Source organism: Allosphingosinicella deserti, from assembly GCF_003012735.1.
Lineage (GTDB): Bacteria > Pseudomonadota > Alphaproteobacteria > Sphingomonadales > Sphingomonadaceae > Allosphingosinicella > Allosphingosinicella deserti.
Genome location: NZ_PXYI01000008.1, coordinates 126821 through 147102, shown reverse-complemented (window position 1 = coordinate 147102; position 20282 = coordinate 126821). Strand labels below are relative to the sequence as shown.

Annotated in this window: 24 protein-coding genes; 10 read left to right on the top strand and 14 right to left on the bottom strand. The window is 67.6% G+C overall.

Annotated features, from left to right (window positions below; all coding sequences use genetic code 11):
• Nucleotides 1–13: 13 nt before the first annotated feature.
• From C7I55_RS21615 to C7I55_RS21605, 3 genes are all read right to left on the bottom strand, one after another.
• The gene (locus C7I55_RS21615; protein ID WP_146151106.1) at nt 14–289 is read right to left on the bottom strand and encodes a hypothetical protein; all 276 of its coding nucleotides are present in this window, start codon (nt 287–289) and stop codon (nt 14–16) included.
• A 243-nt stretch (nt 290–532) separates the two neighbouring features.
• Nucleotides 533–1264: a DUF6683 family protein gene (locus tag C7I55_RS21610; RefSeq protein WP_106515106.1), complete on the bottom strand. Its 732-nt coding sequence runs from the start codon at nt 1262–1264 to the stop codon at nt 533–535.
• Nucleotides 1265–1387: 123 nt separating this feature from the next.
• Nucleotides 1388–2674, bottom strand: a complete 1287-nt coding sequence (locus C7I55_RS21605) for a serine hydrolase domain-containing protein (protein WP_199192994.1) — start codon at nt 2672–2674, stop codon at nt 1388–1390.
• An 87-nt stretch (nt 2675–2761) separates the two neighbouring features.
• Here C7I55_RS21605 and C7I55_RS21600 point away from each other — a divergent pair, with 87 nt between their 5' ends.
• Complete coding sequence (locus C7I55_RS21600; RefSeq protein ID WP_106515105.1) at nt 2762–3124, top strand: hypothetical protein; 363 nt, start codon at nt 2762–2764, stop codon at nt 3122–3124.
• 63 nt (nt 3125–3187) lie between these two features.
• Here C7I55_RS21600 and C7I55_RS21595 read toward each other — a convergent pair whose 3' ends face one another.
• The 3 genes from C7I55_RS21595 to C7I55_RS28285 form a co-directional block, all read right to left on the bottom strand.
• A complete protein-coding gene (locus C7I55_RS21595; protein WP_106515104.1) occupies nt 3188–4132 on the bottom strand; it encodes a CPBP family intramembrane glutamic endopeptidase in 945 nt (314 codons plus the stop codon).
• Nucleotides 4133–4418: 286 nt separating this feature from the next.
• Complete coding sequence (locus C7I55_RS28290; RefSeq protein ID WP_158266530.1) at nt 4419–4880, bottom strand: cupin domain-containing protein; 462 nt, start codon at nt 4878–4880, stop codon at nt 4419–4421.
• 116 nt (nt 4881–4996) lie between these two features.
• Nucleotides 4997–5548, bottom strand: coding sequence for a hypothetical protein (locus C7I55_RS28285; protein WP_158266529.1), 552 nt, complete (start codon nt 5546–5548; stop codon nt 4997–4999).
• Nucleotides 5549–5839: 291 nt separating this feature from the next.
• On the opposite strand from C7I55_RS28285, the gene C7I55_RS21580 reads away from it, so the two are divergent.
• Nucleotides 5840–6226, top strand: coding sequence for a nuclear transport factor 2 family protein (locus tag C7I55_RS21580; protein WP_106515101.1), 387 nt, complete (start codon nt 5840–5842; stop codon nt 6224–6226).
• Between the two features lie 192 nt (nt 6227–6418).
• Nucleotides 6419–7480, top strand: a complete 1062-nt coding sequence (locus tag C7I55_RS21575; protein WP_146151105.1) for an endonuclease/exonuclease/phosphatase family protein — start codon at nt 6419–6421, stop codon at nt 7478–7480.
• Here C7I55_RS21575 and C7I55_RS21570 read toward each other — a convergent pair.
• On the bottom strand, nt 7477–8115 hold the full coding sequence (locus tag C7I55_RS21570; protein WP_106515099.1) for a glutathione S-transferase family protein: 639 nt from the start codon (nt 8113–8115) through the stop codon (nt 7477–7479). The genes C7I55_RS21575 and C7I55_RS21570 overlap by 4 nt on opposite strands.
• Nucleotides 8116–8276: 161 nt before the next feature.
• Between C7I55_RS21570 and C7I55_RS21565 the strand changes: the two genes are divergently transcribed.
• Complete coding sequence (locus C7I55_RS21565) at nt 8277–8756, top strand: OsmC family protein (RefSeq protein WP_106515098.1); 480 nt, start codon at nt 8277–8279, stop codon at nt 8754–8756.
• A 46-nt stretch (nt 8757–8802) separates the two neighbouring features.
• Here the strand turns inward: C7I55_RS21565 and C7I55_RS21560 are convergent, their stop codons facing one another.
• Nucleotides 8803–10260, bottom strand: a complete 1458-nt coding sequence (locus C7I55_RS21560) for a hypothetical protein (RefSeq protein ID WP_106515097.1) — start codon at nt 10258–10260, stop codon at nt 8803–8805.
• 131 nt (nt 10261–10391) lie between these two features.
• Here C7I55_RS21560 and C7I55_RS21555 point away from each other — a divergent pair, with 131 nt between their 5' ends.
• From C7I55_RS21555 to C7I55_RS21540, 4 genes are all read left to right on the top strand, one after another.
• Nucleotides 10392–10961, top strand: a complete 570-nt coding sequence (locus C7I55_RS21555) for a sigma-70 family RNA polymerase sigma factor (protein WP_106515096.1) — start codon at nt 10392–10394, stop codon at nt 10959–10961.
• Nucleotides 10958–11719 (top strand): anti-sigma factor, encoded by a 762-nt coding sequence (locus tag C7I55_RS21550; RefSeq protein WP_106515095.1) that lies wholly within the window; start codon nt 10958–10960, stop codon nt 11717–11719. Before C7I55_RS21555 ends, C7I55_RS21550 begins: the two co-directional genes overlap by 4 nt.
• A gap of 73 nt (nt 11720–11792) precedes the next feature.
• On the top strand, nt 11793–12392 hold the full coding sequence (locus tag C7I55_RS21545; RefSeq protein WP_233222343.1) for a fasciclin domain-containing protein: 600 nt from the start codon (nt 11793–11795) through the stop codon (nt 12390–12392).
• Nucleotides 12393–12575: 183 nt separating this feature from the next.
• The gene (locus C7I55_RS21540) at nt 12576–13949 is read left to right on the top strand and encodes an alpha/beta fold hydrolase (protein WP_106515094.1); all 1374 of its coding nucleotides are present in this window, start codon (nt 12576–12578) and stop codon (nt 13947–13949) included.
• A 116-nt stretch (nt 13950–14065) separates the two neighbouring features.
• Here the strand turns inward: C7I55_RS21540 and C7I55_RS21535 are convergent, their stop codons facing one another.
• The 3 genes from C7I55_RS21535 to C7I55_RS21525 all read right to left on the bottom strand — a co-directional run bounded on the left by C7I55_RS21535 (nt 14066) and on the right by C7I55_RS21525 (nt 15264).
• Nucleotides 14066–14416: a hypothetical protein gene (locus tag C7I55_RS21535; RefSeq protein ID WP_106515093.1), complete on the bottom strand. Its 351-nt coding sequence runs from the start codon at nt 14414–14416 to the stop codon at nt 14066–14068.
• Between the two features lie 16 nt (nt 14417–14432).
• On the bottom strand, nt 14433–14744 hold the full coding sequence (locus C7I55_RS21530; RefSeq protein ID WP_199192992.1) for a hypothetical protein: 312 nt from the start codon (nt 14742–14744) through the stop codon (nt 14433–14435).
• A 274-nt stretch (nt 14745–15018) separates the two neighbouring features.
• The gene (locus C7I55_RS21525) at nt 15019–15264 is read right to left on the bottom strand and encodes a hypothetical protein (protein ID WP_146151104.1); all 246 of its coding nucleotides are present in this window, start codon (nt 15262–15264) and stop codon (nt 15019–15021) included.
• 187 nt (nt 15265–15451) lie between these two features.
• Here C7I55_RS21525 and C7I55_RS21520 point away from each other — a divergent pair, with 187 nt between their 5' ends.
• Nucleotides 15452–15637, top strand: coding sequence for a hypothetical protein (locus tag C7I55_RS21520; protein ID WP_106515090.1), 186 nt, complete (start codon nt 15452–15454; stop codon nt 15635–15637).
• A gap of 20 nt (nt 15638–15657) precedes the next feature.
• On the opposite strand, the gene C7I55_RS21515 is transcribed toward C7I55_RS21520, so the two are convergent.
• Nucleotides 15658–15876, bottom strand: a complete 219-nt coding sequence (locus tag C7I55_RS21515) for a hypothetical protein (protein ID WP_106515089.1) — start codon at nt 15874–15876, stop codon at nt 15658–15660.
• Nucleotides 15877–15970: 94 nt separating this feature from the next.
• The gene (locus C7I55_RS21510) at nt 15971–16288 is read right to left on the bottom strand and encodes a hypothetical protein (RefSeq protein ID WP_106515088.1); all 318 of its coding nucleotides are present in this window, start codon (nt 16286–16288) and stop codon (nt 15971–15973) included.
• A 429-nt stretch (nt 16289–16717) separates the two neighbouring features.
• Here C7I55_RS21510 and C7I55_RS21505 point away from each other — a divergent pair, with 429 nt between their 5' ends.
• Nucleotides 16718–18505 carry an ABC-F family ATP-binding cassette domain-containing protein gene (locus tag C7I55_RS21505; protein WP_106515087.1) on the top strand — a complete coding sequence of 596 codons (1788 nt, stop codon included), beginning with the start codon at nt 16718–16720 and terminating at the stop codon, nt 18503–18505.
• Between the two features lie 33 nt (nt 18506–18538).
• Here C7I55_RS21505 and C7I55_RS21500 read toward each other — a convergent pair whose 3' ends face one another.
• Nucleotides 18539–20167, bottom strand: coding sequence for an alkaline phosphatase family protein (locus C7I55_RS21500; protein WP_106515194.1), 1629 nt, complete (start codon nt 20165–20167; stop codon nt 18539–18541).
• Nucleotides 20168–20282: the final 115 nt, after the last annotated feature.

Sequence of the window (20282 nt, the reverse complement as noted above, 5' to 3'; positions counted from 1 at the left end):
ATCGAGAGACGGGTCAGTTTGGCTGAGGGGACGTGGAGTCCGACCGCGCCGGCGCGATGAGCGCGTCGAATGCCCCCGGATCGGCGCGAAGCCGTTCGAACGCCTCGGCGTCGATCGAGAGTAGGCGGTCGGTGCCGGCCAAGTCGCCGGTGTCATATTCCAGCACATGGCCGTCCTGGGTGCGCCAGGCGTGCCAGGCAGGACCCCAGACATTATCGGCATCATTCTCGCGAGGCAAAGGCGTGGGAACGATCTTCTCGCCCATTGCGAGCCTGATGCTCGGGTGCACGGGTGGTTCCTCCCCCAGCTTCACCGTCATTCCTCCCTGCCCTTCAGCGTCATACCGGGGCGGGCCGATATTCCAGGACCAACGATCGCAGGTGCGCGCCACATGTGGTCGCGCGAGCCTTTGACGAGATACCGGCCTGCGCCGACTTTACGGAGGGGTTCGGAACGGTGGAGGGTTCGTGATGGTGGGATTCGGGACGGAGCGCTGCGACGCAATGCGGCGACTGGTCGGGAGCCTCCGACGTCATCTGGGCGCCCGGCTCGAGACGAAGCCCTGATCGGTCAGGTCCATCGCCATGAGATCGAGGCCGGCCGCGCGCGCGGCCGTGCGCACGGCCATGGCGAGGCGCCTCGATTGATCGGGATTGCCCTTTGCCCCTTCGAGCTGGCCGCCGATCAGGGCCGTCTGAACGAGATAGGCCTCGGCCGCCTCCTGCTTCACGGCGTCGCTGGCGCTGTTCATCTGCGGCAACGACGCCATTGCCTGCGCCGCCTGCGCGCGAACCGCGTCGATCTGCGTCCGGCTTGGATCGGCGGTGCGGCCGTGCGCGGCGAGCCAGGCGTTGATCCACCAGGCGGCATAGGCGTCGCCGACGTCGTTGGGGCGGAAGCCGTAGGCGGCCATCTCGCGATGCATGCGGGCGATCACGTCCTGCGATGCGAACAATCGTTCGAGCTGCGCCGCGCCTTGGGGATCGCGGGTGCGCGACTTCGCGACGAAGCGGGCGAGATTGTCGCGGCGCCGGTCCGGCGAAGGCGTGTAGGTCAGGCGGGCGGCTGCGGGCCGAACGCGCCGGCCGGCCGGCGGAGGCGACTCGGAGCGCGTGCGGGCGACGTTTGCGCGGATCGCAGCGTTGACGCCGATATCCGCCCCCAATTGGCCGAGATCGAGCGCGCCGCCGAGATCCTGCGCCGGAGTCGGGGCCCCGAAGGCGAGCAGCGCGGCCGCAGCCATCAGGCTCAAGGTGCGACGCATGGACGTCCGATCAGGCGACAAGGCGCATCCCCTTCGCGGTGCCGGCAGGTTGTAGCACGTCCATAAAGATCGGGTCGGGCCTGCGTTCCATGTCGGGGCCGCGCATCCTCCTCGCCGCGAACGTCACTCCACGGCCTGGTAGAGGAGCGCCCGCAATTTGCCGACGTCGTCGACGTCGCCTGCCGGGATGAGCTGGATCATGTAGGATATGGTCAGCCGCTCCTGCGGATCGACCCAGTATTGGCTGTGATAGGCGCCGCCCCAGCCGAACTCGCTTTCCGAGCCGGGGGCGCCGGCGACGCCGACATCCTCGCGGATGCTGAAGCCGAGGCCGAAGCCCATGCCGGGATTGTAGGGAATGGCGCCGAGGTGATCGGCGGTCATCAGTTCCACCGTCTTGCGGCTGAGATAGCGGCGCCCGTCGAGCTCGCCACCCCGGCGCAACATCTCGAGGAAGCGGCTATAATCCCCTGCCGTGGACAGCAAACCGGCGCCACCCGAATGGGCCACCCGCGGGCCGTTGAGATAATGGCCCTGGCCGATATGGCCGTTCTGCCACGCGCCCGGATCGGCGGCGCGGCGGAGGGCACCCGCCCCGGCGGAGTAGACGGTGGCGAGGCGCGCCGCTTTTTCGCGGGGAAGGAAGAAGGACGTGTCCTTCATGCCCAGGGGCCGGATCAGCCGCTCGTCCAGAAACGCCGCCAGCGTCTTGCCGCTGATCTTCTCGACCACGACACCGAGGATGTCGGTATTGTAGCCGTAGACGAACTGCTCGCCGGGCTGCGCGGCCATCGGCAGCGCCGCCATGCGCGCGACGACGCTCGCCACCGGCTCCTTGCGATCGGCGAAATACCAGCCGAAGATCCCGGCATCCCGCCAGGCTTTCTCGGCCGGGCCGGATCCGTAGGAAATGCCGGCGCTGTGGGTGAGCAGGTCGCGGATCGTGATCGGCCGCTTGGCTGGGACGACATCATAGCCGCCGTCCGGCCTCGCTACGGCGACATTCGTCTTCGACCATTCCGGCAGATGCTTGCCGACGGGATCGTCGAGCAGCAGCTTGCCCTCCTCCATCAGCATCATCGCTGCGACGCTGGTCAGCGCCTTGGTCTGTGACGCGATGCGGAAGATCGTGTCCTCACGCATCGGATCGCGCGCCTCCTTGTCGCGCCAGCCGACCGCCTCCGAATAGACGTCGCGCCCGTCCTGCTGGATCTTGACCACGGCGCCGGCGATCCGGCCCTGATCGACATAGGCCTGCAGCATTTCGGTGAGGCGGCCGAGGCGCTCGGCGGAAAGGGAGGATGCCTGGACGCTCTGGGCCGAGGCGGGGGCGGAGACACCAACCACGCTGCCGGCGAGCGCCGACGACAGCAGCATAACGGACGCGAACCGTGCGACGATCGATTTCAAGCCTTCTCTCCCTCAGCATCCGCCTTTAGCGCGGCAGCATGCTGGCGGAGATGCACCCGGGTCAACTGCGGGACGGAGATTGAGATCGTGGCGGACGAAAAATCGAAGGACTGGAATGGCGAAACGGTTCGAACCTGGCTTGCAAGCCGGATCGTCTCAGCACGCGCGGATCAGGTCGCGGCGGAACGGGGCGGCCGCGACCGGCAGGACGATTGCGACAAGGCGGCGGCCGAGGAAATGGTCTGCGCGGCGTTGAAGGGCAGCGCTTCGACGGAAAGCCAGAAAGCATTCGGGGAGGCGCTGCGCGCCCTGCTCGACCGCGACGACTATATCTGGAGCGGCGTCTACAACGACACCCGCTTCGACCGGCACGTCAGGACGTACATCAGGAAGCTGATCAAGATGACCAAGACCAAGGAAGGCTTCGAGAATCTGAAGCGCTATCAGTGATGGTCGCGGCGCGCGGGCGGAGACAAGGCTCGATCGCCGGGCCGGAGCGTCGCCGCCCTTTCCTCATGCGTGTGCAATCTGCGGCTCCGCGCCCGGAACAGCAGCACCATTCGTACGTCTGCCGGTGGCGAACCGCCCGGCCTTCCAGGCCAGCCAGAGGGTCAGCAGGCCGACGGCGGTGCAGATGATCAGGGCCGGCAGCGACGCCTCCGGACCGAAAGCGCCGCCGGTCAGCCATTCCGGCAGGCCGGGCCGGGCGGTGCTGCGCGCCAAGGCAGGCCCGAGATCCGAACCGGAGACCGCCGCGCCGAACACGTAGCCTTGCGTGAAATTCCACGCGGCGTGGACTCCGATCGACATCCACAGCCGTCCCGTCAGAACGTAGAAGGCGCCGAGCATGAGGCCGGCTTCGAGCATGATGCAGAGTGCGGCGAACAGCGACGATTCCGGATTGCCGACGTGGCCCGCGCCGAAGGCGGCGGCGGAGACGAGAAAGGCCGGTACCGGCCCGAACGCCCGCCACAGCAGCCGCAGCATGATAGCGCGCACCGCAAGCTCCTCGACGACGCCGGCTTCGATCGCCAGACCCGCGGCGCGCCAGGCAGGTGCCGGCCCGGAATAGGCGATGTCGTAAAGACCGAATGCCGTCAGAGCGGCCATGACGGCAGCGAACATCGCCGCCCCGATCGCGAGACCGGCGAGGAGCTGGAGCAAGGCGGGCCGCGGCGCGAGTTCGCTCGGACTTCGCGCCTCGCCGAGCCGGACAAGGAGGGTGTAGACGGCGAGCGCGACCGCCGCGCCGACACAATGGCTGAGGAAGCCGAACCGGGCATCCCCCTTCGGCAGAAGATCCTGGAGCGATTCCATCGCGGTGCCGAACGTGACGATGACGAGAAAGAACAGCGCGGTCATCCAGGCGGTCGCGCGCAGCCAGCGAAACCGGCCCTCACGAAGGATGCGGCGATCGCCGAGCGCGATGCGTACGCCGGCATGAATATGGTCTGTCATGGTCTGGCCCCCTTGCGGTCTCTTGCCGGCGATCCGCGAACGATCGCAAGGGTGTTTGAGAGCAAGTTGCGGGCCAACTTCCCAACCCACTGCCAGCGCAGAATTTTCCAAAGGAAGGAAAGTTGGCTCCGCGATGTTGGTGCGGACAACAGGCGGAATGCGCCGAGAATCGGCGCATCAGCCCATGGCGCGGACCTCGCGTCCGGGAACATCGATCAGCCATTGCGGCGCACTGGACGGCTCGCTTCGATATTCGCAGCGGAGCGCGCGTGCGCCCTTCTGTGCGCTATGGCAGCTCCCGTACGAGCATCGTATCCGTCGGCCCGAGCAGGTAGAAGGCCGCGAAGCTCGCCGGCTCTCGCTCGGAGGCATTGTCGAACCCGAGGACGATCGCATCCGCGGGCTCGAAGAAGCTCTCGCCCGCGGAAAGAATTTGGATCGGCTGGCCCTCGATCCGGAGGCGGATCCTGCCCTGCAGGACGATGCCCATGGTCGGGACCGGGTGCATGTGCTTTCCGCTATGCTGCCCGGGTCGGAAATCGATGCGCATCGCCCTGACCGTCTCGACCTGCCGGGCCTGGCCGAGCCCACGCTCCATCAGCGGCACCCGGGCGATTGCCTGCCCTGCCGCAGCGGCGGACACCTCCGACTGGCTGGCAGGCTCAGGGGTTGCGAGCGGCTGGCCATGCGCGGCTTCGGCAGCGAGGCAGCAGAGGCATGCGCCCATCGGGATCAGCATGCGCATCATGAGATCATCCTGCCGAGCAGCCGGCGACGTCGCGCCACGCCGCCCTGCCGGCGACCTCCTGCCGCCGCCGCAAGCCGCGCGCGCCTCTTCTCGCGCGAGTGGAACAGCGTCACGCCTCAGCTCCTGGTGAACGTCCACGCCGCCGGACCGCCGGTCAAACGCATCTGCGAGGCGTTCAGGGTGACGCCATAGGTCTCGGTCGCGGCGGCGACCGGGGCCTCGCCTGAACCGCCGCACGTCTTTTCCCAGCGTTCCTTGCCGCCCTCGATTGCGAAGCGGATCTGATTGCCCGTGCGCGTGACATGGCCGACGCGCCGTGTCCGCGTCGTCTTCACACATTTGGCCCCCGGCGTTTCGACATGCGCCTTGGTCGTCACCCACTCGAAGCGCCCGTCGGACTGGATGTTCAACTGCATCGTGCGATCGACCCGCAGCGGCACCGGATCGGTGACGATGGTCGTGCGAGTCATCGAGCCGTAGCCGACCGAGCCGCCGAGATTGGTGCCCATGGTGACGCCGACATTCGGCTGCAGCTTGAACTTGGGCACGAGGACGATCTCGCTCCCGTCGCTCGACTGGGCCCAAGCGCCGGCAATGTCGGCCGGGCCGGCGGCGATCACGGTCGACGCAAGCAGGACCGCGCCAATGGACATCATACAGGCTTTCATGTGCTCCCCTCTTTCATGCTTGTCAGGCGGCCGGGACTTGCACCCCAGGCACGTTCGCGCCTGACCACACCCGGCGATTGCCACTGTTGCGAGAGACGTTTTGAGGATGGTGCGCATCGTGGAGCACTGTGCGGCCGTGAAAGTGGCGTGAAAGCCGCCGTGCCGCTCTCAAGGTGCCGGAATCCGCCGTCGGCGTGCAGAAGAGGGTCAGCAGCCCGGCTGCCGGAGAGGCGTCGCTGACGCATCATCCTGCCGATGACGTTTGCGCGACTTGCTGTAGAAGACCCCCGCATGACTCCGCCGCCCGAACTTGCCATCCGCCTCGCCCGCGCCGCCTTCAACCGGGCGCTCGCGGAGGCCGATCTTGCCGCGATCGGCCCCTTGCTGGCGCCCGATGCCGTGCTCGTCACCGGAACCGACAGCGCGGTGATCGCCGGCCGCAAGGCGCAGCTGGCGACCTGGAAGCGGGAGTTCGCCGCCCCTGCGCGTCTGGTCTACACGCGGCTGCCGGATCGGGTGGAAGCTTCGTCGATCGAGCCGATCGCCTTCGAACATGGCCGCTGGCAGGGCGTATCCGTGTCCGGGAAAAGTGAGGCGAGCGGCGCCTATACCGCGAAATGGCGGCGGATTGGCACCGACTGGGTGATCGAGGCCGAACTCTATCTCACCCTCGCCTGACCTGCAGCGCTGCGCCGAGGCGCGGACGCGCCCAGCGGCGAGCGTTCCGAAGCCCGTTATGTGACAGCGGCGATCACCGGACTGTGACGGAATTGTCTCGTGGCCGTCGTGCCTGAGCAAAGCGCGCGTCATCGCAGTGAATCGGGCCGGGCCTAATATGCGCACATGGCGATTTCGCTCTCCGGACGGACCATGATCCTGGCCTTCGCCGCGCTGACCGTCGGCGCAGCCCAGCCCCCGTCACACCTCGGCGCCGCGCCACTCGGCCTCGAACCCGCCGTTCGGGGCAATGGTCCCGCCACGGCGGAGCAAGGTGACCTTACGATCCTCACCTACAATGTGAAGGGTCTGCCATGGCCGCTCGCGTGGGAGCGGGACGCGGCGCTTGCCCGGATCGGCGATCGGCTTCGGCGGCTACGCGCTGCGGGACGGCAACCTCGGGTGGTGCTGCTCCAGGAGGCCTTCACCGATACGGCGAAACGGATCGGTCGCGATTCCGGATATCGTCACAGCGCGTTCGGCCCCGGCCTTGAGGGGCCCGCCACAGGAAGGCCGGCCCTCGCCGAGAAAGCATTTCTCGGATCGGCGAACCCGCTGAAGGGCGAAGGGATCGGCAAGATCACCGACAGCGGTCTCCAGATCCTGTCCGATTACCCGATCCTGGATGTCCGGACGGCCGCGTTTTCGGCTACCGCCTGCGCCGGCTACGATTGCCTTGCCAACAAGGGTATGGTGGCGGTGCTGATCGCGGTGCCGGGTCGCGCAACGCCGGTGGCGATCATCAACACCCATCTCAACGCCCGCAAGGCGTCCGGAGTCAGTCCCGAGCGGGCCCTCGAAGCCTATCGCCGGCAGTTCGAGGAACTCGACCGCTTCCGCGCCAGGGTGGTGCCCCGCGGCGTGCCGACGATCATCGCCGGCGACCTCAACGTCGGCCGATCGCCGGAGCGGCGGGCTCTCGCCCACGCCGTCGTCGGGCGCTGGCTGAACCGCAAATCGATCGCGCTCACCGGCGGGAGCCTGCGCGCATGTTTCGTCGCAGGGGCACCCTGCGGCAGCGCCATGCCCCGCGACGCTGCACGCGCCCTCCGCCACAACAAGGACTGGCAGATCGCCCTCCCCGCCGCCGGCGCCGAACTCGTCCCCCAGGCGATCGATGTGCCGTTCGGGATCGAGAGTGACGGGACGATGCTGTCCGACCATATCGGCTATGCCGTGCGCTACCGGCTGCAGACCGCCCGGCGCGCAGCCTAGCCTTGCAGCGGCGGCAGCTGGGGCGCATCCAAGCCCGCGAAGGGGTCGCGCCACGCCGCGATTGCCTCGATACGGCCGTACCAGTGCACGATGGCGGGATAGTCGCCGAGGGGAAGACGGGCGACATCGTTGAACGGCAGGAACGTCGCCATTCGGAAGTCGGCGTAGGACACCGTTTCGCCGACCAGCCAATCCCGGTGCGAGAGTTCGGCGTCGAGAAGCGCGGCGGCGATGCGAAAGTCTCTCAGCCCCGCCTCGACGTGGTGGGGATCCACCGGGCCGAGACCGTAACGCTGCTTCGTCCCGCGCTCGAAGTGAACGACGTCGCATGCGCGCATGAAATGATCCTTTCCCCAGCTGATCCATCGGATCATGTCGGGCTGATCGTCGGCGGTTCGCCAGAATTCGGACCGGACGTCGCGCGAGAGCCGGCAGGCAATCGCGTCCGCCTCCCACAGGCCCTTCCCTTCGATGACGAGGATCGGCAGCGAGAGGTTGGGGTTGAGCGGGCGATAGCGCTCCGCCTGACCGGGCGCGAACGGTGCGGCGAACTCGAACGCGACATCCGCCTGAAGATGGCGCGCCACCGCCACTGCCAAGCGGGGATTGGGATTGCGGCTGAAGAGGAGTTTCATGGCGGCTGCAATCCTGCGCCTGTCGGTGCCTCCTTGCATAGAGGCTGGCAGGCGATGCGGGCCACTTGTCCTTTACCCCGGGCGCTCTTCGCCGCATCAGCGCGATCTACGATGGGGCTTTCCCCGAGCAGTAAGCCCCTAACCGAAGCGAGGAGCAGCAATTGAGCAAACCGCCCAAGGAGCATCCCTATGGATGCACGATCGAGTGGACCGGCGATCGCGGCCAAGGCACGCTCCGCTATCGCGGCTATGACAGGACCTGGGATGTGACCACGCCCGGCAAGCCGGTCATCCACTGTTCCAACGACCCGCTTCTCGGCGGCGACCCTGCCCTGCACAATCCCGAAGACCTGCTGATCGCCTCGCTCTCCGCTTGCCACATGCTGTGGTATCTGCATCTGGCGAGCAATGCGGGGATCGTCGTGCACGGCTATCGCGACGAACCCGAAGCGATCGGCGAGACCTCGGCCGACGGCGCCGGCCGCTTCCTGCGGGCGACCCTGCGCCCCGTGATCAGGGTCGCGGCCGGTGCGGACCTCGCCCAAGCGGACACGATCCACCTGGAGGTCCACAAATATTGCTTCATCGCCCGATCCGTGAACTTCCCCGTATCCTACGCGGCAACCTACTCGGAAGCATGACCGAAGCGGGCGGCGGAGCCGGACCTGGCTCCGCCGCCCGATCTCCTCAGAACTCGCCTGCGACGCCGACTCGGAATGCATTGTTCTTGTTGCCCGCGAACGAGAAGCCGCCGCCGATCGCGAACGGCGTGTCGCCGCCGATGCGGTGCATGATCGATCCGCCGACCGCATATTCGCCGCGGAAGGTGGCGCCGTTCACGACATAGCTGGTGCGTCCCGCTTCGGACGGCATCGGTGCGCTGCCGATCGCAACGGCCGCAGCGACGCCCTGGCGCAGATCGCGCCGATCCTGATCACGCAGATCGTACAAGGTGTCGATGCGCCCATTCATTCCGCTTTGCGCCGTCTGCAGCGCCGAAATCTGGCCGGCCTGGACCGACGACGAGGATTGCAGCGCGCCGATCTGACCGCCCTGGGTGGTCGAGGCGCCCTGCAACGCCTGGAGCGTCGGGATGATCGCGGTGTCGCGTCCGAGCGTTCCGTTGGCATCCACCGTCGCAACCGAGATCGTGCCGGTCTGGGCGGCCGTGCTCGCCGCGATGTCGCCGACCCGGACCGAGCTGCCGGCGCCGCCGAGCGTGACCTGATTGGCGGCATTGGTGGTCGCCCCGAAGCCGAGCGCGGTCGAATTGTCCTGCGCCGCATTGGCGTTCTTGCCGATCGCGGTGGCCTGGGCACCGCCGGCGACCGCCTGATGGCCGGCCGCGAGCGACAAGCCGCCGGTGGCACGCGATTGCCAGCCGAAGGCCTGCGCGCCGCGCCCGGACGCGACGGCTTCGCCGCCGACCGCGGTGGAGTGGAAGCCGGACGAAACGGCCGCATCGCCGATCGCAACCGCATCCTCATCGCTCGCAACCGCGAGGTTGCCGAGTGCGGTCGAGGTCAGCCCCGTCGCCGAGGCTGCCTCGCCGACTGCGGTCGAGCGTATCCCGGTCGCGGTGCTGAGATGGCCGAGCGCCGTCGCGCGCTCGGCGCCTGCCGCGGAACGCCAGCCATATGCGGTCGCCCCCGGGCCGGTGGCGATGCTTTCGCCGCCAACCGCAGTCGTCGAGTTGCCGGTGGCGGCTGCGTCGGTACCAACCGCCATCGCATCGACGCCGTTGGCGACGGCACCATCGCCATTGGCGTCGCCGTCGCTGCCGATCGAAATCGCGCCCGTCTGCCGCGCCTCGCTGTCGGCTCCCAGCGCAATGCCGGCCGCGTCGGTGGCCAATGCGCCGAACGCGCCGCCGTCGCTGTTGCCGCCGATCGCAATGCCGCCGGCGCCCAGCGCCGCCGCGTCGTTGCCGACGACCACCGTCTCGGTTGCGACCGCACGCGCATTGTCACCAACCGCGGTCGCTCCGGCCGCTCCGGCGGCGCTGTTCACGCCGCATTCGGTGCTATCGGCGCTCGCTCCGACATTGCACTCGGGCGTCGGATCGGCGTGCGCCGGAACAGCAGCGAAGCCGAAGCCGAACATGCCGGCGGACAGCAAGGCGGCGCGAAAGGCAACAATGTTCATAAGGATCTCCCGTAGGCGTGCCGTCAGTGCGGCCGCGCACGAGCTACGGAGCGAACACCGCTCCGGATGCAGCGGGATCGATATAAATCGCGTCATTGTTGACGCGTGACGATTGTGGCACATCGGCAGCAGTGGATCGGCTCTCGACCAACGCCTCGCTCGAGCGGGAGGACCTCGTCTCGGCGCTTCGCCAGGTGTCGGAGGGCAGCCGCCCCGCGCTCGCCGAAGTCTACAGGCGGACATCCGCCAAGCTGTTCGGCATCTGCGTCTGCATTCTCGGCGAAGCCGGCGAAGCCGAAGAAGCACTGCAGGAAGTGTATTTCAGCGTGTGGCGAAAGGCGGGCACGTTCGATCCGGCCAAGGCGAGCCCGATCACCTGGCTTGCCACAATGGCGCGCAACCGGGCTATCGACCGCCGTCGAGCGCTGGGCGCGCGCAAGGCAGCCACGCTCGACGAGGCGATGGACGTCCCCGACGGCAGCATTGGCGCACTCGAGCAGTTGCAGGCGGCCGAAGAAGGCGGGCGGATCGCACTCTGCCTCGGCGAACTCGAAGAGCGCCAGAACCAGGCGATCAAGGCGACCTTCTACGATGGATTGAGCTACAGCGAGCTGGCGACCCACTGGGCGGTGCCGCTGGGGACGATGAAGAGCTGGATTCGCCGGGGACTGCTTCGCTTGCGGGACTGTCTCGAGCGATGAGCGACTCGCTTGGCCCCGGCGACGAGCGCGACGTGCTCGCGGCCGAATTCGTCCTTGGTCTTCTCGAAGGCGAGGATCTTGCCGACGCCGGCATGCGGCTGAGCCGCGATGCGGACTTCTCAGCTGCGGTCGACGCCTGGCACCGGCGCCTCGGCCCGCTGTTCGACGGCGTCCGCGACATCGAACCGCCCGCCGACCTGTGGCAGCGGATCGAGCGCAGGCTCGATGCGCAATCGCGCGGAGCGGGATCTGGCGAAGAGCGGCCAAACAGTATCGTTCCGATTTCCGGCAGGGAGCGGGCCTGGCGCCGCACCGCGCTCGCGATGACGGCGCTCGCCGCCGGACTGGCACTGGTGCTCGGCCTGCGCATCGCCGAGCCGGAGCGGCCGGCGCCGCCGCCGGTTCGCGCGCAGCCGGAACCGGCCCTGATCGCGTCGCTTGCCTCCGACGACAACAGCGCCGCCCTGGCGGTCGCAGTCGACGCGGGACGCGGCACGATCCTCGTCACGCCGGTACGGCTGGCGCCGGCGCCCGGCCGCGATCGCCAGCTCTGGCTGATCCCCGCCGGTGCGACCACGCCGGTCTCGCTTGGGCTGATCCGTTCGGCGACGCCGCAGCGCATCCGCATCCCGGCCGCGCTTGCCGCCGCGTTCGGGCCCGAGGCGACGATCGCCTTGTCCGTCGAGCCGGCCGGCGGATCGCCCACCGGCCTGCCGACCGGACCCGTGATCGCATCGGGCACACTCGACCGGATCTGAGCCGCGCATCCGTTCGCGCGTCCGCGCCGTAGCTCTTCCCGCAGCCATCGAGGCTGCTTCACCCGGAGGACTTATGCGCACCCTAACCATCGTCTCTGCTGCCGCCCTGATCGCCGGAGCGAGCTGGGTCTCGGCCTGCGCCATGAACGACGACCGCATGGCAGCCGCCACCGCCTCCACGGCGGCCGACGCTACCGTGATGGTCGGCGGCGCGGAGATGTACCCGACCCGCAACATCATCGAGAATGCGGTGAACTCCGCCGACCACACCACGCTCGTCGCCGCGGTCAAGGCTGCCGGTCTGGTCGAGACGCTTTCCGGCGCGGGGCCGTTCACCGTGTTCGCGCCGACCAACGCCGCATTCGCGAAGCTGCCTGCCGGCACCGTCGAAACGCTGCTGCGGCCGGAAAACAAGGCGATGCTGCAATCGGTGCTGATCTACCATGTCGTTCCCGGGCGCACGAGCGCCGTCGATCTGATGGCGGCGATCCGCGCCGGCGGCGGCAGCGCGATGCTGACCACCGTCCAGGGCGGCACCCTCACTGCGCGGATGCGCGGCAGCGACGTCATCCTGGTCGACGGCAAGGGCAATTCCGCCACCGTGTCCCAGGCGGACGTGATGCAATCGAACGGGGTCATCCACGTCACCGACGCGGTCTCCGTTCCAGGCTGATCCGGAGCGCGCGGCCTCGATCCGAGGGCGGCTTTTTTCCGAACCGCTCGCGGATTTGGGCCGCATTCCGCCCCACGCTGTATCGGCCTGCTCGGGGGCTCGGCCTTCGTAGGCGTCGGCGGCGCTGGAGCTTCAATCCGAGCCGACTGGCGCGAATGGCGCGGACAGCATAGGGCCGATGCGATGCTGAAGTTTCTCGTAGCCGCCGGCTTGTCCTTCTTCCTTTTGAGCCAGGCCGATCCCGCCGCCGCCACGACCTTCCAGCCCTGTGCGGACGCGGCCACCCTTCCAGGGCTCGCCGGGTCGCTCTGCACGGTGGCCCGGGTGCCGCTGGAGGCTTCCGCCGCAAAGCGGGCGGAGGAAATCGATCTTTTCGTCCGCAAGTTTCCCGCGGACGACCGTCGTCGCAGGCGTGGCGAAGTATGGCTCATCGCCGGCGGCCCCGGGGAGCCGGGCGCTTCCTTCTATCCGGTGCTTGCGACGTTCCGGCGGACGTTCCGCGACTATGATCTCGTCATACCCGATCATCGCGGGACAGGCTATTCGACGAAGCTGTGCCCGCGGGAGGAAGCGCCCGACGGACCTGACGGGATTGCGCTGGCCGGCGACGAATGGGGACCCTGCATCGCTGCGCTTCACAGCGACCCGGCGCGAACCCGCGCTTTCACCATCACCAACGCCGCGCACGATCTGTCGACATTGATCACGACTTATCGCCGGCCCGGCGAGGTCTACGTCTACGGCGTATCCTATGGCACCCAGCTCATCCTGAGGATGATGCAGGCGGCGCCGCCGAAGATCGACGGGATCGTTCTCGACGGCCTCGTCCCGCCGGAAGCCGATGCGCAATGGGACCTCAGCCACCGCACCGAAATCGTCGACTCCGTTGGCCGGGCGCTGCTCACCCCCGCTCAAACTGCCCAATATCGCGCGCTGCTGGCGCACCAGGCGCCCCGCTGGGTGAGCACGGTACCCGGGGGAGATTTGCGGCGCTTCATGGCGGGTCTGCTGACCTTTCCCGATCTTCGCCGACGCATTCCGGACGTGATCGAAGGCCTGTCGCGCGATGACGATCAGCAATTGGTCAGGAGCGTACAGGACTTGCGGGATCGAGGGGCCGAACTGAGCCGCTACCCGCAATCCCCGCCGTCGCTCCCGCTGGTGATTCTGATCAGCGGTTCCGAGAACAATGATCGCCGGTCCCTGACCAAGGAAATCGTGGCACAGGAAGCCGAGGGAGCCTTGTTCACCAGCCCGTTACCGGGCTTCCTGGTCGACAGCCCCGTCCCTCTCTATGCGCGCGACGGCTTGTTTGGTCGAAACCCCGTGCAATTGCCACGCACCCTGATCGTGCATGGCACTCTCGATCCGAATACCTCTTATGAAGGCGCGCGTGCCCAAAAGACGTTGCTTTCGGTGGCTGGTGAAGTGCACTTCACCACCATCGAACGCGGCGCGCACTTCCTCGCCCTCGTCGCGCCCGACTGCTTTGAACGCGCGGTCTCCGCATTCGTGCGCCGGCGGCCGGCGCTCGAACGCTGCGCTACCGCAGATTGAGTTCGGCGCGGCACCACGTCCCGCACGACCCCGAGCCGCGGGGTCGATCGCGCCAGAGAACCGACCTGCGAACGCAGGTATGACGGTTCCGCAGAGTTTGGGCGGACGCGTGGACGTCAGCTCCGCCGCACGGACGCGGCACGCACGCGGTTACCGGGTTCGTAGTCGATCCGGTAGGTCTCGAAACCGGGGCCGGTCGCGCTGCGCCCGAGAAAATAGATGTCGGCCTGCGGCCCGGTCGAATCCGGTTCGCCAAGCAGAGCGCGCACCCTTTCCCGCGGTGCGCCGATGACGATGCCCGCCTCGTCGAGACCACCGACCATGGCGCCGCGGCTGCTCTTGCGATCGTAATTACCGCGTTCGGCGGCCCAGCCGGCTTTGTCGAACGATATCGGTGCCCTGCCGCATGCGGAGGCGAAGAGCGCCAACCCCAGCATCGGCGCGATCCGGAACTGGCGGCGCATCATCCGGCCATCGTAGGCATCACGTGCCAGCCGGTGAATCGGCGCCAAACTCCGCGGTGGATCGCGGCGTATTCGGCAACTCATTGTCGAGCGACTCGCGATAACGAACACAGCCCCGCAGGAATTGGGGCCATGCCGGCACGGCGATCGACGTCGGGATCGGCTCCGGCAGCAGGCTCCACAATTGCGGATGGTGCCAGCACAGTTCGTGGCCGCTGCTGTCGCGATGGGCGCGGACGCCCGCCCGCAGCCGGGCCACTTCGGCGATCAATTCCTCCCGGGTGAGGCTCGCAAGATCCTCGTCCATCTCCACTCCCAGCGCTACGTTCATTGTCGATGCGCCTCGTCAGACTGTCACAAGAAGGCCGCCAGGTGCAAACGGAGCAAGCGGAGCAGCCGAAAGTATCAGGGACGCGGTCGACGTACCGCGGCTCAGTGGCGCTGGATCCGAGATTGGACGCGTCACTGCCACGTCCATGCCCATCACCACCGTGCGCGAGGCGCTTACCCTCTACGAGTTCGAGATCGCCACCAGCCGTTGCGCAAGCTCGAATTCGGCAATCCTTGCCAGGCCGGCGTAAACGCGACCTACTGCCACACGCGTCTCAACCGATGGTCAGCTGCTCACCATCCTGCCGAACCAGGGACGCCGTTCCGTGCGCCTGCAAATGCCTCCATGCGTACATCCTGCAGGCGCGATCGGACTTGATCCTGAGGTTGCACCATCGCCGCCAGCCGGGGTGCGACAGCGCCATCTCCTCGGCCTCGTAGATGCTGAGATCGTAGGCCGCGCGCAGCTCTTTGATCAGCATGAACCAGTTGGCGCCGCCGCGGAAATGCTGATCGACCAATTGATCATCCGCCGGATCGCGGATTGGTACGAAGATAGGCCCGGACATGCCGCTTCATCGCATGAACGGCGATCCAGGAAAAGCGGGCGCATTGCCCAGGCCCGGAGATCGAGCGCCTGCGCCAGGGACGCTTTGAACCGGACACGGCCACGACCGTTGAAGGGAGATCGGCGCGAGGAGATTGAACATGCACGATGAGGATGAACAGCCGGAGGCCTCGGGGGGCAGCGAGCCCGGCGACGACGCGGTGCGCCCGCAGCAGGGCGGCGAAGGCGGGACGACGCGGTTCGGTATGGAAGATGGCGACAATACGGAAGTCCCGGCCACCGGTGGCGGAGCGGCCGAGGAAGCACCGCCGGAGCGTCCGCGCTAAGCCACGCCCTTGCGGGTCGTTCAACCTTTGCGTTCGGACGAGCGGATCGGCTGCGGCTCCAGCGCAGAATTGTGTCGGCAAGCGGCGTCGGCCCGAACGAGGTCGTCGCCTGCGCTCTTCATCACGAGCAGGAATTCGCGGGAGGCGCGCACCATCAGGTTTGCGCGGACAATCGCTTCCTTGCCGTCGCTGACGGCGCGCTCGATCTCGGTGTCGGAGGGCGGTGGATTGGCGGTCACGTCGTCACGTCTCGTGGCGGGCGGCCCCGCCGGACAGATGCAAGAGAAAGAGGTGCCGCGGTGCGGGCCGCGGCACCTCCCTTGCGCTCCGGTCTTACCGGGGCTTGCTCTTCTTCGACTTCTTGCCGGTGTCGTTGGTGTCGGCACCGTTCGGGCTCGCCTCGGACGCGTCCGAAGTTGCCGGTTCCGTCGGCTCGGCCGGCGGCTGAGCGGTGTCGGTAGTGGTCGTCGTCGTGGTCGTAGTGTCGGCAGGCGCCGGGTCTGTCGGCGGGGTCGACGTGTCGGTCGGCGTCGCCGTACCCGAGGACGAATCCGTCGGCGGCTGGGTCTGGCTGTCGGTGGTCTGGGCCATGGCCGTGGTACCGAGGACGGCAAAGGCCGCAGCCGTGGTCGCGAGGAGAATCTTCTTCATCTTGGCAATCCCTACTAGCTTTCGTTGAGAAGAACCGGGCGGGGGGCGTGCCCGGCTCTCCCGTGCGCAGGACGGCGCTCTGGGCGTGAACGCCAGATTAACCATATTTGTTTACCGGGATGGGCTGAGCCGCTCCGCGGGGCAAGTGGAGCCGAAACGAAGCCGCTTCCATGATCTGTGGCACCGCGAATTAGAGGCTGCGGGCCGGCTCTTGAGGGTTCGCTGCCACGATTCGCCGGACTGCTCATGGGGATCGCGCAGTAGATCCGATGGCGTTTCGAAAGACTGCGCCGCGTGATCCGCATGAAGGAGGAAGCGCCCTCCCCAAGGCCCTCCAGCAAGTGCAGGATGGGAGTTGTGCCGAGCAGGCGGAGGCCTTGGAACGCGAAGCGCTTCCACCGGAGGGTATCACCTCTTATGTCCCCGCGCATGGCAGCACCTGTACTCGCATATGAAAATCTCGGTCTCGTCCAGGGCTCGGGCTGGCTCTTCCGCGGCATCGGCCTGTTCGTCGGCGCACGCGACCGGCTGGCGCTGATCGGCCGCAACGGCGCCGGCAAGACCACTTTGCTCAAATGCCTCGCGGGGGTGATCGATACCGATGAGGGCCGGCGGACCATCCAACCGGGCACCAAGGTCGTCCTGCTCGAGCAGGACCCTCCGGTCGCCGGCTTTGCTACCCTTCGCGATTATGCGCTCAGCGGGCCGAACCCGCCGCCGGTCCACGAAGTCGAGGCGATCGCCGACCAGATCGGCATCGATCTCGACCGCGACGCCGCCACCGCCTCCGGCGGCGAGCGCCGCCGTGCCGCGATCTGCCGGGCGATCGCGATGGAGCCGGACGTGCTTCTGCTCGACGAGCCCACCAACCATCTCGATCTCGCCGCGATCGAATGGCTGGAGGACTGGCTGTCCCGCTTCACCGGCGCGTTCGTGGTGATCAGCCACGATCGTACCTTCCTGACCCGCCTCACCCGCTCGGTGCTATGGCTCGACCGGGGCGACCTGCGCCGGGCCGAGATCGGCTTTGGCGGCTTCGATGCCTGGACCGAGAAGGTCTATGAGGAGGAAGCCCGCGCCGCCGAAAAGCTCGATGCCAAGCTCAAGCTGGAGCTGCACTGGCTGCAGCGCGGGGTCACCGCACGCCGCAAGCGCAACCAGGGGCGGCTCGCCAAGCTGAACGAGATGCGCGCCACCCGCGCGGCGATGATGGGACCCGCCGGCGCGGCCAAGCTCGGCATCCAGAATGACGACGCCAAGACCAAGGTGGTGATCGACGCCGAGGACGTGACCAAGGGCTTCGGCGAGCGCACGATCATCCGCGACTTCTCGCTGCGGGTGCAGCGCGGCGATCGGATCGGCATCGTCGGCGCCAACGGCACCGGCAAGACCACCTTGCTGAGGCTTCTGACCGGCGAAATCGACCCCGATCAGGGCCGGATCAAGCGCGCCCAGACCTTGACCGGGATCGTCGTCGACCAGCAGCGCAAGCTGATGGACCCCGAAAAGCGGGTACGCGACGTGCTTGCCGACGGCGGCGACTGGATCGAGGTGCGCGGCGTCAAGAAGCACATTCAGGGCTATCTCAAGGAATTCCTGTTCGATCCGAACATGACGGAGGCGCGGATCGGCACCCTGTCCGGCGGCGAGCGCTCGCGCTTGCTGCTTGCTCGCGAATTCGCCCGACGATCGAACCTGCTCGTGCTCGACGAGCCGACCAACGATCTCGATCTCGAAACGCTCGATCTGCTGCAGGAGGTGATCGGCGACTATGACGGCACCGTCCTCATCGTCAGCCATGATCGCGACTTCCTCGACCGTACCGTGACGATCACCCTTGGCCTCGACGGATCGGGCAAGGTCGACGTCGTTGCCGGCGGCTATGAGGATTGGATGCGGCAGCGCAGGGCTGCGGCCTCGCAACAGAACAAGAGCAGTGCCGCCGCCGCGAAGCCGGCAGCGGCCGCGTCCAGACCGACGATCAAGCTCACCTACAAGGACCAGCGCGATTACGATCTGCTGCCGGGCCGAATCGAGGAGATCGAGGCCCAGATCGCAAGCGACGAGGCGGCGCTCGCCGATCCCGATCTCTACACGCGGGATTATCCGCGTTTCGCCGCGCTGACTGCCGCAATCGAGAAGGCGCGCGCCGAGCGTGACGCTGCGGAGGAGCGCTGGCTGGCACTGGCGGAGAAGGTCGAGGCGCTGGCGGGATAGGCAATCCTCCCCGAGCTCCGCTCGGGCAGGATCTTAGTTACGTGCGCAGCTGCTCGCTTCGCCTTCGTCGAGATCGAGGCAGCGGCCGTCGATCGTCCCGGGGAGGATCGGCACATTGATGAGCGCGGTCAAGGTCGGGAGGATGTCGGCGGTCTCGACCGCAAGCGGCTGCTCGAACGGAACCATCCCCTTGCGCCAGAACAGGATCGGGACCTTCCGGTCGTAATCCCAGGGGCTGCCGTGGGTCGAGACATAGCCGCCTTCGGTCTTCGCGATCGGAGTCACCCGTGGCTTCAGCAGCACCACGAGATCGCCCGAACGTCCCGGGAAATAGCTCGCCTTGACCCGCTCGAGCAGGCTCCAATGGTCGGGGGCACCCTGCGGCGCGGGCGCGGCGACCACCTGATCGCGGGTGAACACCGCTTCCACCTGGGGATGGGCACGATAGGTCTTCACCGCGTCGGCAAGCACGCGGCCGCGCTGCGCGGCCGTGAGCGTGCGGTCGACATAGATGTCGCCGAACGGGCCGTCGCCAAACAGCACCGGACCAGCGAGCTTCAGCCGCCGGCCGAGCGTCTTGCCCATTTCGGTGGCGCTCAGCGCCGGATCGACGCGGACCGCGTCCCCGATGCCGTGCTGCCGGTTGCGCTCGGGCAGATCGTGGCCGCCATGATCGGCGGTGAGCATCACGACATAATCGATACCGGTCGAATCGAGGGTGCGGAAGAACTCGCCGAGCGCTCTGTCGAGCGCGTGGATCTGGATGCACATCTCCGACCCCTCGGTGCCGTAGGTGTGACCGACATAATCGGTCGCCGACAGTCCGACGATCAGCAGATCGGTGGCGTCGCCCTCACCCAGCCGCATGTCGCGGCGCAGGCCGGCGGCGAGATCGAGCGTGACCCGATCGAGATCGGGCGAGGCGCGGAAGCCGCGGCTGTCGCCGGCGTCGCGGACGAAGCGGCCTTCGCCGACCGGCCTGGTCGCGCCGCCGGCGGCCAGGATGGCGCGGCTCTGCGAACCGCAGCTGCGAGGCAGATCGCGCGCGGCACGGGGCGCTGCGAGATCCTTGGCGATGCCGCGGTTGACGGCGGTCACCGGTGCGGGCTCTGCGCCACCATGGCCGACGAACGCCTTGCCGCCCCACCACCAACGCTGATCGGGCGCATAGCCGCCCATCATGATTGCGGCGCGGTCCTTGCCGGCGGCGACCGCGACCCTGGAGCGCGGATCGACGCGCTTCATATGGTCGCCGAGGGCAGGCACGCGGAGGTGATAGGAGGAGACGGTATATGTGTCGTGGTTGCTCCCCGGGACACGCGGATCCTCGGAGCAATAGATGTTCTTGTCCTCGCGCGGGGCGGAGAGATCGAACCAGTTGTTGGCGATGATGCCGGTTCGCGAAGGGCGGGAGCCGGTGAGGATCGTCGAGTGGCCCGGGCAGGTCTCGGTCGCGGCGTGGCCCTGATAGCCGGCCGGGAACACCACTCCGTCCTCCGACAGGCGACGCAGCCCGCCGTCATAATCCTTGCGATATTGCTGGAAGATATCGGCGGAGAATTGATCGACCGAGATCGCCACGATCAGCTTCGGCGGGGCGGAAACGGCGGGTGCCGCGATTCCCGCGGAAAGCAAGGCGAGAGCTGCCAGGCGCTTGATCATCATCGAAAATTTCCTGTTGGAAGCCTGCCTCTACAGCAGGCCGCAAGCCGAACAAGTATGTGCGCACGATGACCGATCCGTGACGCCGCCGTTGCGCGGCCGGCCGCAGGAAACG